Here is a 15075-nt window from a genome sequence, read left to right as displayed (position 1 = left end):
ATGCCTCCTAACTTTAGTTGTAAAAATTTCTATTCCAGCGGTTCAGTTGCAACTTCTGGCAAACCCGTTGGATCATAAACATAAAATGATGGGACTCTGTTTGCTAGAAGTTCAGTATAGGCTTCAACATCTGGCTGTGTTCTCATAAATCCACTAAATTCATAACCTCTAGAACGGACAGTCGGATCAAAATGATACCACTGGCCTTCGTATTCCACCAATAGCCAATAGTGTCGCGTCGGTGCAGGAACACGTTTAATCGGTATAAACTCATATCCCAAGCGCGAAATTAGAGCTCTAGAAACAGCATAATAATTGAAACAATCACCAGTTCCATATGCAAATCCTTGATAAGCGCCTTTGAGCCAACTTGATTTATCTGAATAGCCAACATATTTCACATTTTTGTTCGTCCAGTTGTAAGCTGCTCTCAATTTTTCAAGTTTTGACATGTCATCGGTTATAATCTTTGCCAAAACTGCATCTGCTTTTTCATCCACCATTTCTTGGGTTATGTTACCAAGCGGTTTTTGCTCGATAATAACACTTGCAGTTTCGCTTGTTTCATTGCCCGCTCGATCCACCGCAGTATATACGACTGTATAAGTTCCTATTTTCTTTAAATCAACATCAGAACTGTCAACTTCAAAATCAATGGTTTCATCATGGTTGTCTGTAACTGTGATGTCTTTTCTGTAAGCGATATTGTCACCCAAATATATACGGATATTCTTAACACCTTCAATAACAGGGGGTTCAGTGTCCTCAAAAATAGTGAGTACACTTGTCAGTTCAGTGGTATTGCCACTCGTATCTGTAAGAACAACAATTACCTCCTGTTCACCTGCTTGTTCCAAATTCGGTGCATTTTTAAACGCTGCAACAACATCCGTCAAATCGTCGGAAGCCACTAAAAAATCTTCCAAATTGACAGACCCTTCACCCAACCAAATTTCAAAATCTTTTGTTTCACCAGTTGGCGGTGTGGTATCAATAACTATTATCGAGGACTCGTATGTTCTGCGTCCCACTTTCAGACTCACAAAATTTGTTTTTAGAGTATTGGTATCAATTTCACTTAAATCCGTTTGGTATTCAGCATTTTCAACAGCTTCAACAAAAAAAACATTTGCTTCAGGTAATGGATCACCAAGTTCAACGACAACTTCTGGAATCACAGTTAATTTGGGCTCCCAAGTAATTCCAATCAATAAAATAGAGAGCAGTAAAAGCACTCCCATCAACAGCATCACTTTTTTCTTATTTTTCACACGATTTCTCCTATACATTTTAAGATATACGCCATTTTATCATAGAATCTATAAGGAATGCAATAGAACTCTACCCCTTCTCTATGGTACATAAATTTTCAATGCTGTTCACATTACATTCACAATATTTAAGTAGGATAATAAAGATAGAACAAAAGTCCTAGACCACAGTATAAAGGAGCAACCCTCAAATGAAATTCTTACAAAAAAACAAAATCTTTAAAAGCGTTCTATATGTATCCCTTGCTGGCATCCTATTATTTTTTGGAATCCCTTTCGTGCGCGATACCTTTGGACCATCGAACACGGTTGAAGAAGAACCCTATAAAATGATACCGGTTGCAGAAAGGGATATTACGGTAACACTTACAGGAGCAGGCACTTTAAATCCTGCAAATTCTTATGTTGTAACGTCTGTCGTGACCGGAGATATCATAAGTGCACCTTTTGAAGAAGGCGATTCTATCCAGAAAGATGGGCTGCTCTATGAAGTTGACAGCTCCAGTGTGGATACATCCATTGAAACTGCTAAAATCAATCTTGAAGAAGCCCAAAAAAATTATACGCGCAAATTAGAAAACTTAGAGGATCTAACTGTTAAAACTGAAATAGACGGCTCAGTGATAGAAATTGCGGTTGAAATTGGAGACACCGTACAGCCCGGTCAAGTTCTTGCCACGCAAAGAAATAGCAAGACAATGCTTTTAACAATCCCCTTTGGGAATCAAGATGTAAATGGCATAGAACTCGGTGATTCTGCCCTTGTTATTCTTTCAAATACATTTGAAGAGTTAGATGGAACTGTGGTTGAAATTAGCCCCGTTCATGAGGTTGATTCTAAAGGCAGATCAACAAAAAACATTGTCATCGAAGTAGATAATCCAGGTGGCATAACCCCCTTAAACTCTGCAACTGCAATTGTAAACACTTATGCAGGATTTGACGAAGGGCGTTTTGCCTATAAAGATGACGCTACTATAACCGCTTTAATCTCAGGTACGGTAAAAAATATAAACGCTAAAGAAGGGGATTGGCTCTCAAAAGATCAGATTATATTTGACCTTGAAAGCACTCTAATAAAAGATGACATAGAGATTGCTAAGGCTCTGTTAGATTTTAGTGTTGTTATTACTATTTAAAAATGCACCTCCGTTTAAGAAGTGCATTTTACTCTACTTAGAGTGCTTATTAAATACATATACTATATCTGAATAGCAACATTTGCCCTTTGGGTTATTTACTGCACAGTTACTATTTTTCATAGCACCAGTCATCTCTATAACTTCATTAACATCTTTTGCACCATCATTAATGGCATCTATGATATTCTGCTCATTTACATGATTGCAATAGCAAACATATTCTCCAATTATGACTTCAGATTCGTCAGTAGAGCAACAAGAACATTTAACTTCATCCATTTTCACACCTCCATAAACAGTTTTCTATAGTATAACATTATGATTGTACAATCACAATTACAGGTCATAAATTATGAGAATACTATTCCCCTCATACGATATTGATTGATACAAATGTCGGTTTTAAAAGTATTGCTGTTGACAAGCAGTTGCCTTGCTTTTGCAATTTCTTTCTCATCTATAAAAGTCTGCAACCATTTGAACCAATGTAAATAGTTTGGTAGATATTTAGTTGCTACGCCATTAAATCTATCAATCCATTTTTTGAACTTACTATGCAAACTATTGACATGTGAAATATGATAAACACCGTTCTTGTGCTTACCACTGGCTATCCTGATGTGTTCTGCTACATTACCTTTTGCAAAGGTTATATAACTTTTATGAGAATCGGTGCAAATCAATGCATTAGGGTCTAATCTACCTTTGTACAGACGCTCTAAATCAGCAGTCTTGATTCTGCCTTTATTGGTCATCTCGAAGATGATATTTCCCTCTCTATCGATAGCCGTTGCCATACATACCTGTTCGTTACTGATTCCTCTTTTCTTAATCTGCTTACCACGCTTACGAGATTTTCTTGGCATAATGAATCCACTTTTTTTATGATTGCCTTTGAAAGATTCTGGTAAAAACGTTTCATCCATTTCAACAATACCAGAAACCTCACCAACGCCCTGAAAATTACGCACAGCATCAAGAAGTCTATGTCTCATATAAAATGATGTCTTAACACTTACCTCGCAGATTTTAGCGGATTTTCGAATAGATAATCCCATCACCATACATTTGGCGTAATCAATCCATTGTTCAAGACTTACATGTGAATTTGCGAGAGGAGTCATGGTTCTATCATTAAATGTCCTTTCACAATCTTTGCATCTAAATCTTTGAACATCGTTCTTTTTCCCATGCTTTATTACATTCATACTGCCACAATGCAAACAAGCAACCCCTTTAGAAAAGCGTTGCTCTCGACTATCGTTATATAATGAACCCGTCATGGTTCTAAGTGATATGATTTCTCCAATAGTATTAAACAGTTCTTCAATTTGACTATCTGTTAATGCTTTAATGTCCCTGAAAATTGAGTGAATTGATGGCATACAAGACTCCTTTACGAATATATGTTCTTCTTAATTATAGAACAAACGTTCGCATAAGTCAAATAACAACACTAAAATCTAACAGAGCCATTGCTAAAAATAACCTTAGACGCTCTGAATTGTCTTTAGATACGCAATATGAGACACTTGAAAACTACAAGATTACATCCCCAATTTCAGGTACTGTTATAGAAAAAAATTATAAAGCTGGAGACCAATTAGATGGTGGTCGGACTCTCGCAACTATTTTTGATTTGAGTTATTTAACCATGACCCTGTATATTGATGAACTTGACATAAAAAACATTGCAGTTGGACAAACCGTTAATATCACTGCAGAGGCTGTTGAAGACAAACTATTCACTGGTATTGTCACAAAAGTAAATATAAATGGCATCACCAGCGGTGGCACAACCACATATCCAGTAACCGTCCAAATTGATGAGATAGACAACCTTTTGCCTGGTATGAATGTGGACGCGGAAATCATTATCGAGTCCAAAAATAAGGTTCGGGCAATCCCCACAGAAGCACTTCTAAGAGGCAATAGAGTCCTTGTGAAAAATACATCTGGTACATCTGATCCAAATGCACCTGAAGGCTACACGTATTTAGAGGTAGTCACTGGCGTATCAGATCTTAACTATATTGAAATAATTGAAGGGCTAAATCTTGAAGATGAAGTTGCAGTGGAAAAACGCGTTGCAAAAGATTCATTTGAATTTGGAAGACCGCCACAAGAAGGCAACCCATTTGAGGGGGAGGTCAATCAACCATGAAACCCCTCATAGAATTTGAAAACCTAAGTAAAATCTATCAAATGGGCGATACTGAAGTTCGTGCTGTAGACAACATGTCTATAAAAATTATGCCTGGTGAATTTCTCGCCATAGTTGGCCAGTCCGGTTCTGGAAAATCTACCTGCATGAATATCATCGGTTGTCTTGATGTCCCAACTTCTGGGAAATACCATTTGGATGGGCAGGATGTTAGCCTGTTAAATGATAATGAACTGGCAGAAATCCGCAATAAAATGGTTGGTTTTATTTTTCAGCAGTACAACCTACTCCCTAAACTCTCTGTTCTTGGGAATGTTGAATTGCCTTTACTTTATGGTGGCCTAAGCACACATGACCGCAGAATACGCGCCACTGAGGTGATTAAAAAAGTGGGTTTGGGCGATAAAATTGGAAATTTACCCAGTCAGTTGTCTGGGGGGCAGCAGCAACGGGTTTCCGTTGCACGCGCGCTTGCCGGCAACCCTTCTGTCCTCCTCGCTGATGAACCAACTGGGGCCTTAGATTCCAAAACTGGAAAAGAAGTATTGGATTTATTAACTAAATTACATTCTGAAGGCAACACTGTTGTTCTCATTACACATGACAACGAGATTGCTTCAAAAGCCCAACGTATTATCAGGCTTGAGGACGGACATGTTGTTTATAGTGGGCCACCCATTCAGGAGGTGACTGCCAAATGAATTTAATGCGCTCTTTTCAGATGGCTATCAGCAATATATGGGCACGCAAGATCCGCTCTCTACTCACAATGCTCGGTATCATTATAGGTGTTGTCGCTGTAATTGTAATTGTTGGACTTGGAAATGGTCTTGAAAATTATATGATTGACAGCTTTCAAAGCATGGGCACAGACCAACTGACTGTAAATGTCCTTGGACGTGGATCTACGAGAACCGTTACGGTAGATGAAATGTATAAATTAGCAGCAGATAATCCCGACTATTTTACCTTTGTTTCGCCGCAGGTAAATATGGGCGGGGCTGTAAAAATTGGCAATGAAACCTCAGATTATACGTCTGTAACTGGGACTGGTGAGGATTATCTGGTCATGAATAAAATGACCCTAGAATCAGGCCGATATTTAAGTTATGTTGATATTGACCGGCGCAACAAAGTTGCCGTTGTGGGTGCTTATATTAACAAGACGTGGTTCGGTGGCGAAGCACTTGGCCAAACCCTTCGTATCAACGGACAACTTTATGAAATTATTGGTGTTTTAGCGCCTGAAACAGATGAAATTGAGGAAGGTGGCTCAGACGATACCCTCTTTATCCCCTATACAGTAGCGGCAAAAACAATGGGCCTGAAAGACATCACCACTTATTCTTTTGGTCTTGTGGACGAGGAAACTGTAAAAATTGCCAAACAAATTATTGATGACAAATTGTTTGCTGTATTCGGAGATCAAGATGCCTATAGGATCATTAGCCTTACGGAACTGTTAAGTATTATGAGTTCCATGGTAGATATTATGATTACCATTTTAGCGGCAATTGCGGCTATTTCACTGGTCGTTGGCGGTATCGGAATCATGAACATCATGTTGGTCTCTGTTTCTGAGAGAACACGAGAAATTGGGATTCGGAAAGCACTCGGTGCAAAAAGACACCACATTCTTCAGCAATTTGTAATTGAAGCTGCGACAACCAGTGCTATTGGTGGCCTAATTGGAATTGCACTTGGCTATGGTCTTTCAAACTTGGCTTCAAAAATTATTGTGATTGCTCTAAATGAAGAAATTGCTGTCGCCGCATCCACTGAATCTGCATTAGGTGCATTTGCCATTTCAGCTTTTATCGGCATTTTATTTGGGTATTTGCCTGCACGCAAAGCAGCTCGACTCAATCCAATTGATGCGCTTAGATATGAATAGATAAAAAGAGGAGTAACCGATGAAAAAACACATTTCTGTTCTACTTACTATTGGACTTTTACTGTTAAGTTTTCCAAGTTATGCCCAGCCCATTGCTTCTGATGTCCCTTTTAACGTTGTTAAAGATACTGGGGAAGAGGCGTTGCATCCAAAGCACTTGAAGCTTTTTTAGAGTTAGAATCAACACGTCCCCTCTATGGTCGCGTCGCATTTGACAATTATAAGTGCTTACGCGTAATGGAAAAAGCAGGTTTTAGTAAAATCGATTCCAAACTGACCTATTCTAATGCACGCAAAAAAGAGATAGAAGAAATTATTCTAGAATTAACGTAATGCATGTGAAAATTTATACTGAAAAAAGGGATTGGACTTAAAATTTGATGTTTGTCAAATTTATTCCAATCCCTTTTTATTATGGCACGCCTATTTCTTTTCATGCGTTTCAATAAACCGCATTTTTACAGAAATCAAATCATCCAAAGCGTATAGATATTGGTGAAGCGCAATTCTATTCTGAAGCTGATTATATGACGTTGGCAATTCAGCTTCATAAGTAAAATGATTTTTGATTTGATCTAAAGCCTCAACTTGAGATAAACAAGAATTTAAAATTTTTGTGTTGTTGATAAATTGATCTGTAAAGCCTTTTAATAACATGACTTCAGTATGCTTCAAAAAATTCTGTTTGATAAATTTCTGCATCCGTTTAACAGTGTAATATTGGCTTATGCGCATGCTGAAGTACTCTACATAATAGTTGTTCTCCTGCAGATAATAATTGTTAAGATACTGATAAGACCGCTCTTTTGATTTCATGAGAACTTTATAAAGTTTATCAAGATCCGCTTGAACTTGGTCGGCTGTACACGCATTGACAAGACACTTGCCCATATTGTCAAAAATATTTTGAAAGAGATCTTCTACCTCCTTCTGATAGCCCTTAAGCTCAGCTTCAATATCAATAACAAAAGCATTCATAGCAAGTGCAATCATGATTCCAAGCGACATTAGGCCAAGTTCATTCAAAAGAATTGAAAAAGAAATTTCTTCTAAAGCATAAATGTGCATGACCAAAACGACGTTCAATACAATAGCGGTTTTAGAATCAAATCGATACATTAGAAAGGTAAAAGCAAAAATAAAAACTGTAAAAACTGGTAAAGAGAATCCAAAGATTGAGAACATTAGACTTGAAAGCAAAAGCGCTACAACTGCTGCCATCAAACGCTTACCAGCCAACTTTAGTGACTGCCTTTTAGACGATAGCATACTCACAATGATAATGGTTGCCACCGATGAATAGAATTCTAATTCTAAAGCGCTTGCAATAATAACACCTACCGCTACACCTATACTGATTTTTAAACTTTTAACCATAATCTCTTTTCTGTCCATGTCTTTTTCCAGTCCTTTCTTACACAACTGTGATATAATATTGAAATACAATAAAAAATGAGGTGATTAAATGTATAACATTGATATTGAATTGGCATTTTCCGATTTAGAAATTGTAACGTCGACTGTTCAAGAAATTAATGTCCATATTAAAAAGTCGAGAAATGGTGATCTGATTCCATTGCCACCTTCCATTGACATTCAAGAAGATGAAACCGGATTAATCATTAAAGAATCATTTGGTGACAACGGCTTCACCCTTAAAGAATTCGGGAAATTCCTGACTGGAGAAAACAGAAGTGTTTATCTATACATAGAAATTCCACAAGATTTTGTTATTGAGCACGCTTTAATCGTCCTAAAAACAGGTGATTTACGGCTTAATGGGATTACGTGTAATACTGTAGAAATCAAAGCCCTTGCTGGTGATGTTAAGGGAAAAGATGTTGTAATAGAAAGCATTCAGGCCACGCTCGCTGCTGGTGACATTAAACTTTTTGGCGAAATTGAAGAAATTCATTTGGATTTAAAAGCTGGCGATATTAAACTCAGTCCTTCTGTCAATGTTGAGAGCATTAATATAAATTCAGCAGTTGGCGATGTCAAACTTGAGCTTCCAAATGTATCTGATTATGCAGTCTTTTCGTCATTGTCTCTGGGAGAGCTCAAATTTAAACGATTTGAAAGTCCTGTTACATTGAATCCAGAATCTGAGAAAAAAATATTTGTAAAATCCAAAGTAGGTGATTTCAAAATATATAAGTCTTTTTAAGGGTTTAATTCAACCAAAACAATCTCGGGTCTGTTAAAAAGTCTAATTGGAATAATGCTATTTCCTAGACCTCTACTGACAATCATTTTTGCTTGTCCACTTTGATACAGGCCACTTGAATATTTTGGGAAAATGCCCTGATCAGGTGCAATAAACCCACCTACCAGCGGCAACCTAAATTGACCGCCATGTGCATGTCCCGAAAATGTCAGATTTATATTATAGTGCGCATACAATTCAAAACATTCAGGCCGATGTGACAACAAAATCTGATACACTGATGGTTCAGTCAGTGCTTTCAGATTTTTTTCCATTTTTGTATAATTTGTTCCATCCAAATAAGTCGATGTTAAGAAGTCAGGATCTGAAAGGCCAATTATTCGGATTTCTTCATCTGCTTTTTTTAGAGCAAGTGCTTTGTCGTCTAATATATGAACGCCAGCTTGACTAAGCGCACTCACAATTTCATCATAATTCCCTGACCATGCTTCATGATTTCCTGAAACATAATAGATGGGCACAAAATCAGCTATCTTTTCAACAAACTCCATGGCTAGGGCCAAATCATATTTTCTTCGATCGATCAAATCCCCTGTAATCACTACTATATCCGGCGATAAGGCATTGACCGCTTTAACCAGTCGTTCTTGTTGATTTCCAAATCCTTTGTTATGAAGGTCTGAAATCTGTACAATTCTAAAAGTGTTGAAAGCTGAAGGTATTGTTTCATCCCGAACCTCAATTTTTGTTATCTCCAAAGCATTATTTTGATACAGTATAAACCCTGTTAATGCAAATAATCCAATCAAAATATAAATTGTTTTTTTCATTTTATGCCCTCATTTGTACGTCGTATATTTATTATATCTCATGATGGTATTTCTTCAACTTGTTCGTTAACAAAGCGCATCTCAAAATTACAATCTGAGATGCGCTTTTCTAATTATATTTTAAATTTAGATATAACAACCTCGAGACCGTGAACAACCTCTACTAAGCCTTTCATTTGCTGGTCAATTTCTGTAATTCCTGCCAACTGTTGTTGAGCTGATGCCGATACTTCTTCAGTTGCGGCAGATGTTTCCTCTGTTGATGCCGAAATCCCCATAACGGAACTTAACATATCTTCCCGAATATTTGCGATACGCGTTATCTCACGATTTAAAAGTTCAATACTTTTACTGAGATTTTCAACTGAGTGAGATATATTTTCAAACTGAGCCACTGTTTGGTTCACAACTTGATTCTGATCCCCTACAACAGATGTGACTTGTTGCATTTTGTCCACCGATTGCTTTGAATATAAATCAATTTCTGAAACTATTCCTTTAATTTCCGAAACCGAATGTGCCGATTCTTCTGCAAGTTTTCGGATTTCTTCAGCTACAACTGAAAAACCTCGCCCAGCTTCTCCTGCTCTTGCCGCTTCAATTGAAGCATTTAGTGCCAACAAATTCGTTTGCTCTGCTATCGAATTAATCACATCCGTAAATGTGCTGATTTTATCATTTGACAACTTAACTTGATCAATTACTTCTGAAATCTCATGAACAACCTTAAGTGAGTTTTCTGACGAGCGTCCAAGTGCTTCCATAGAAGAAATGCCCTTTTTATTTTCATCTTCTGTTTTTGAAACCGAGTGGTTCATTACGTCTGATAACTCTGTTAACTTCTGAATGCTTCCTGATAAATTATTCATTTTATCTGAAACTTTTTCTGCACCTTCTGCCTCTTCAGAGACTGCTTCTGCTATTTCTTGAATTGTAAGAACAACTTCATTTATCGCATTTGTAGATTCATCTACTACTTTAGACAATCTCTCTGCAGTTTGTGCCACAGACTCGGTTGTACTACTTGAATTTTTTATCATACCCTTTAAATTCTCTAGCATTAAATTATAACTTTCACTTAGAGATTTTGTTTCATCTTTTGTTTTTACATGAATTTCACTTCCAGTGAGATCTCCACTGGCGACGCGCTCTAAAGCAGAATCTACGAATCGAATATTCTTTGATAAAGCACTTGCAAAAAAATACATCGCAATTGTTCCAATTATAATTGTTACTGAAATAACCAGCAACAGTATTCTAAACATTTCTGATGCTTGGGCATTAAATTCAGACTCATAAGCCCCTGCCGATACAATCCATCCCCAAATTTCATCATAACTTTGATAAGATATTTTCATCTCAGTCTCATCAGAGTTTGGCAATGTCCAGATATATTCAAAATACCCACCACCAGATTTTGCAATTTTAATCTGTTCTTGAACCAACTTGATGCCTTTTCCAGACTTGTCTTCAACATCCCAAACATCAACCCCTTCAAGAGACGGATGCATAACTTCAACACCATCTTCAGAGTAAATGACAAAATAACCTGTTCCTCCAAGATAGATTGTGTCATTTATTGGACGCGTGCCATCATCATTTTTGGGACCTAATAAAAGAGTCTTGATATTCTCTTGGGCTTCTTCAACTGATATTCCACCACTCTCTACAGCTTGTTGCTGTAACTTGATCATGTACTGAACCTGTTCCACAGCATTTTTCAGAAGAATCTCTCCACTTTCTGTAAATTCATCTTTAGCTTTATTATAGCTCAATATGCTTATAATTAGCATAGGAACTAAAAGCAATACAATACCAGCACTTAATAATTTCTTTTTAATCGTCATTTTACACTCCCTCTATATCCATTCTCCAAAAAATCTTAGCCATAAATTTGAACACATAAAAACATTAATCAAGTAAAACAATGTGATGATTACCATATACACTGGAATTTGCCATAAATCCACCATGAATGAAACTGCATATATGGCTGTTGATAAAATAAAATAATACAATGAATACGCTCTTGATTGTCCTTTAGCCGCGTTTTTAAATATTATTTTCCGTTCTTTCATACGCTTCTTTTTTAAGTGGCCTAATCCGGATTGCCAATCCTTTTCCCAGTTAAGCCCCTTAATCTGTGGTTCTATAATATGCTTGATATAAGTCCCCACTCGTGAAATTGATTTTGTAAAATTCAGTGTCATTATCAATGCAATTAGGACCATAACTAAAGAATACGCAATTAATCCAAAGGAAAAGTTATTATAAGTTTCTAGAGCTGTACTTTCAAGTCCTAATACAAAAGCCATTGCGGTTCCAATACCTGCTATTGTGAACCCCAGTGTGTTCATTCGATTTTCTTTATCGGATATGATTTCATCCCTTAATGCCTGATATTCTACCAATATAGCTTCCTGTTCCATCATATTACATTCAGACATTCTGCCCCCTCCATTCTTATTTTAAAATCACAGTTTATTATAACGAACTGGCTGCAATTGTACAACATTTCATTTCATGATATAATGCCTTGTTAAATAACAAAAAGGAGTCTTTATGACATTTTATAAACTTGGTATAAAAAACGATTTGGTTTACACTCTTGATGAACAAGGCATCGACCGCCCCACGCCAATTCAGAGGATGGCAATTCCAGAAATTCTCAAAAAAATTGATTTGCTTGCAGAAGCCCAAACCGGGACAGGCAAAACACTTGCATTTTTGTTGCCTATTATTCAACAAATTGATGTAAATACGCCAAATGTCCAAGCTTTGGTCCTTGTACCAACTCGGGAATTGGCCATACAGATTACTCAGGTTGCGCGATCTATTTCCATCTATCAAGAAATTGGCATTCTCGCCGCTTACGGTGGACAAGATGTAAAAGCTCAACTGCATAAGCTTCAAGGTCAAACGCATCTGATAATAGCCACGCCTGGACGATTACTAGATCATATCCGAAGAGAATCCATATCCCTAAATTCTATAGAGTTTATGGTTGTAGATGAAGCGGATCAAATGTTTCACATAGGGTTTAAAAAAGAAGTTGAAGCTATTTTTTCATATCTTCCCTCTAAACATCAAACCCTTTGTTTTACAGCAACAATGAGCAAAAATGTGCTTTTATTTTCAAAAAAGCACCTTGTTAATCCGCTTTCTATTCAAGCACCTAAACAAAAAATAACACTGGATGAAATTGATCATTGGGTAATAAAAACGTCTGGCAGAAAGAAATTCGATACATTTACCACCCTGCTGACAACTGAAAAACCGGGGCAATCCATTATTTTCTGTCGTAGCCGCAAGGGTACACAATCTCTATGTGATGAAATGAAAGCGTATGGTTATAGTGTGGATGCCCTTCATGGCGATTTGACTCAAGCCAAAAGAGAGTCCGTTATGACTCAATTTAAAGATGGCAAAATTCAGTATTTAGTTGCAACAGATGTAGCTGCTAGAGGCATTGATGTAACGGGTCTTACCCATGTGTTTAATTATAACTTGCCGGATGATCCTGAAAATTATGTACACCGTATTGGACGTACTGGAAGGGCTGGCGAAAAAGGAAAGGCCATTACAATTCTTACTGAAAAAGATTTTAGCCGTTTAGAAGCTATTGAATCGTTTATTCAACAAAAAATTACACGTCTGTAAAGGGCTTTAACTTTACAGACGTGTCTTTTATTTACCAAGCCCATTAATAATCAAATAACTCACTGCTGAGGTTACTGTTGCAAGCGTCGTACCCCAAATCAAGTCGATAATTGTTATGGTAATTGGCCAATTCTTCAGTGTTGCAAGATTGGTTAAGTCGTACGTTGCATACGTTATCAATCCAAATAGTGCCCCACTAACAATCACGTCTTTTATGGAATCAGCTGGTGTTATTACAAAGTAAATAAGTCCAATGATAAAAAGAATATAAAAGATAATTGCTGCCGACCAATTGACTTTTTCGGCCATAATATATCCCAAATATTTCGCGTAAAGATTCTTGGCAATCAGCCCTAGCCATATTAAATCCACCACCATAAATACAAAAAAAGTAATCCCAAAATTACGTATATGAATACCCATAACGCCTCCTTCATTTTTTCGTTTGGGGACGGAGGAAAAACGGACCCATACTTCCATTTTCCATGAAACACACCCCCATTTTAATCGATTTGTCTTTATGTTTACCCATTTAAGCACGGTAATACACACTCATTCAATTAGGGACAGGTCAGGGGTCCATTTTTCCTCCGTCCCCAAACGAAAAATTTTAACCCAATTCCAATATTCATATGTCATACTCATTTTATACTAATGAAAGCAGGTTTATTAAATGTATGAACGATACGATAAACTATTAAATGAATATCTTAATACTTGGGACCATTACACACCCTCTCCTATACCTTCAGTTTTTAAAATCAGACCCTTTTACTCAACAAAGCAAGCCATTCGCTACTTCCGCCTTAAAATGAAATTAAAACAAGTTTGCGAAATGGTCCGCAAAGATAAAAAAATTACACCTGAAACACACACACATCTTATGACGCTTGTTTCACTGTGGCTTAACATAAATGCAAAAGTCATTAATCAATCTGTTATTGGAGATTACATAAAAACAACTGAGACTTTCATCACGCGTGTTCAAACAAGATGGGAAGATATTGATGAAGAATCCATATTCCAAGCACTTCGAAATGTTTGGATTATGAATGCTATCCAAATGATGGCTGGACAACCTTTTGAACTTACTGATGCTATGTTTGCATATAGTATGCTTTATCCTTTGACAGACAATCTTATGGATACCTTAGACATAAGCATGCATGAAAAAAGAGTATTTGTAGAAAAATTAGGGCAACGATTGCGTGGTGAACAAATATATTCTAACAATAGACATGAATCTGATGTTTTTGAGATGGTTTCATTAATCGAATTTCAGTACCCACGTTTAAAATATCCAGAAATCTATGAAAGTTTGCTCCAGATTCACAAAGCACAGGTCGACAGTCTTGAACAGCAAAACAGCAGTTTATCAATGGACACTCTAAAATATTTAACTTTCAACAAGGGGGCTGCCTCCGTTGTGGCGGATGGCTATCTTGTTTTAGGGACACTTTCGAATGAACAACTAGACTTTCTAATTGGATATGGCATCGTCCTTCAACTGGCAGATGACCTACAGGATATGAAAATCGATGCTTCTGTTAATCATTCTACACTCTTTTCAACTCAAAATTCATTAACTTCAAAAACAGATACCCTCAAAAAACTGATATATTTTTCATCCTTGACATTAGAAAAAATAGTGACTCAAAATGTAAAGTTTTCCACTGATTTAAAATCACTTTTGAGTAGTAGTATGACCCTCCTAATTGGGGATGCTGTTCATGAGCAAAAAGAATTTTTTTCAAAAAATATCTTAAAATATATTGAATCCATGCAAGTTGTGAGCTTAACACAGCACGCTAACTTGAAAAAAATTGGCAAACAATATTTTCATTCAGGGACAGGTCAGGGGTCCATTTTTCCTCCGTCCCCAAAGAAGGATTTTTTAATTTTATATAGAAACAATAATTAGAGACATGAATTAAAATAAATGGAGGA

General features: G+C 36.8%; 16 protein-coding genes. 8 read left to right on the top strand and 8 right to left on the bottom strand.

Annotated features, from left to right (window positions below):
• Positions 1-29: 29 nt before the first annotated feature.
• Entirely contained in the window at positions 30-1271 is a 1242-nt protein-coding gene (locus tag JOC49_RS13425) for a transglutaminase domain-containing protein (RefSeq protein ID WP_204662311.1), read from the bottom strand.
• Between the two features lie 191 nt (positions 1272-1462).
• Between JOC49_RS13425 and JOC49_RS03355 the strand changes: the two genes are divergently transcribed.
• Positions 1463-2410 (top strand): efflux RND transporter periplasmic adaptor subunit, encoded by a 948-nt coding sequence (locus tag JOC49_RS03355; RefSeq protein ID WP_204662308.1) that lies wholly within the window; start codon positions 1463-1465, stop codon positions 2408-2410.
• Between the two features lie 33 nt (positions 2411-2443).
• On the opposite strand, the gene JOC49_RS03350 is transcribed toward JOC49_RS03355, so the two are convergent.
• A complete protein-coding gene (locus tag JOC49_RS03350) occupies positions 2444-2692 on the bottom strand; it encodes a (2Fe-2S)-binding protein (RefSeq protein WP_204662305.1) in 249 nt (82 codons plus the stop codon).
• Positions 2693-2763: 71 nt separating this feature from the next.
• Positions 2764-3798, bottom strand: coding sequence for an IS1595 family transposase (locus JOC49_RS03345; RefSeq protein WP_204662302.1), 1035 nt, complete (start codon positions 3796-3798; stop codon positions 2764-2766).
• Here JOC49_RS03345 and JOC49_RS03340 point away from each other — a divergent pair.
• From JOC49_RS03340 to JOC49_RS03325, 4 genes are read left to right on the top strand one after another with little or no spacing between them, the layout of a single operon-like run.
• A complete protein-coding gene (locus JOC49_RS03340) occupies positions 3792-4577 on the top strand; it encodes an efflux RND transporter periplasmic adaptor subunit (protein WP_204662299.1) in 786 nt (261 codons plus the stop codon). The two genes, JOC49_RS03345 and JOC49_RS03340, sit on opposite strands and share 7 nt — an antisense overlap.
• A complete protein-coding gene (locus JOC49_RS03335; protein WP_204662296.1) occupies positions 4574-5278 on the top strand; it encodes an ABC transporter ATP-binding protein in 705 nt (234 codons plus the stop codon). Before JOC49_RS03340 ends, JOC49_RS03335 begins: the two co-directional genes overlap by 4 nt.
• Complete coding sequence (locus tag JOC49_RS03330) at positions 5275-6471, top strand: ABC transporter permease (RefSeq protein WP_204662294.1); 1197 nt, start codon at positions 5275-5277, stop codon at positions 6469-6471. Before JOC49_RS03335 ends, JOC49_RS03330 begins: the two co-directional genes overlap by 4 nt.
• Positions 6472-6490: 19 nt before the next feature.
• The gene (locus JOC49_RS03325) at positions 6491-6643 is read left to right on the top strand and encodes a hypothetical protein (protein WP_204662291.1); all 153 of its coding nucleotides are present in this window, start codon (positions 6491-6493) and stop codon (positions 6641-6643) included.
• Between the two features lie 251 nt (positions 6644-6894).
• Here JOC49_RS03325 and JOC49_RS03315 read toward each other — a convergent pair whose 3' ends face one another.
• The gene (locus tag JOC49_RS03315) at positions 6895-7866 is read right to left on the bottom strand and encodes an aromatic acid exporter family protein (protein ID WP_204662288.1); all 972 of its coding nucleotides are present in this window, start codon (positions 7864-7866) and stop codon (positions 6895-6897) included.
• 70 nt (positions 7867-7936) lie between these two features.
• Here JOC49_RS03315 and JOC49_RS03310 point away from each other — a divergent pair, with 70 nt between their 5' ends.
• Positions 7937-8638: a DUF4097 family beta strand repeat-containing protein gene (locus JOC49_RS03310; RefSeq protein WP_204662285.1), complete on the top strand. Its 702-nt coding sequence runs from the start codon at positions 7937-7939 to the stop codon at positions 8636-8638.
• Here JOC49_RS03310 and JOC49_RS03305 read toward each other — a convergent pair.
• The 3 genes from JOC49_RS03305 to JOC49_RS03295 form a co-directional block, all read right to left on the bottom strand.
• On the bottom strand, positions 8635-9468 hold the full coding sequence (locus JOC49_RS03305) for a metallophosphoesterase (RefSeq protein WP_204662282.1): 834 nt from the start codon (positions 9466-9468) through the stop codon (positions 8635-8637). The genes JOC49_RS03310 and JOC49_RS03305 overlap by 4 nt on opposite strands.
• Before the next feature lie 113 nt (positions 9469-9581).
• Positions 9582-11315, bottom strand: coding sequence for a methyl-accepting chemotaxis protein (locus JOC49_RS03300; RefSeq protein WP_204662279.1), 1734 nt, complete (start codon positions 11313-11315; stop codon positions 9582-9584).
• A 12-nt stretch (positions 11316-11327) separates the two neighbouring features.
• Positions 11328-11915 (bottom strand): hypothetical protein, encoded by a 588-nt coding sequence (locus JOC49_RS03295; RefSeq protein WP_204662277.1) that lies wholly within the window; start codon positions 11913-11915, stop codon positions 11328-11330.
• A 115-nt stretch (positions 11916-12030) separates the two neighbouring features.
• Here JOC49_RS03295 and JOC49_RS03290 point away from each other — a divergent pair, with 115 nt between their 5' ends.
• Positions 12031-13128, top strand: coding sequence for a DEAD/DEAH box helicase (locus JOC49_RS03290; protein WP_204662275.1), 1098 nt, complete (start codon positions 12031-12033; stop codon positions 13126-13128).
• Between the two features lie 27 nt (positions 13129-13155).
• Here JOC49_RS03290 and JOC49_RS03285 read toward each other — a convergent pair whose 3' ends face one another.
• Entirely contained in the window at positions 13156-13551 is a 396-nt protein-coding gene (locus JOC49_RS03285; RefSeq protein WP_204662273.1) for a DUF2177 family protein, read from the bottom strand.
• A 388-nt stretch (positions 13552-13939) separates the two neighbouring features.
• On the opposite strand from JOC49_RS03285, the gene JOC49_RS03280 reads away from it, so the two are divergent.
• Positions 13940-15049, top strand: a complete 1110-nt coding sequence (locus tag JOC49_RS03280) for a hypothetical protein (RefSeq protein WP_204662271.1) — start codon at positions 13940-13942, stop codon at positions 15047-15049.
• The last annotated feature ends 26 nt before the right edge of the window (positions 15050-15075 follow it).

Origin of the sequence: Fusibacter tunisiensis (assembly GCF_016908355.1) — a bacterium.
GTDB lineage: Bacteria > Bacillota > Clostridia > Peptostreptococcales > Acidaminobacteraceae > Fusibacter_D > Fusibacter_D tunisiensis.
Note: the sequence above shows the minus strand (reverse complement) of the source record. Positions and strands in the feature narration are given on the sequence as shown.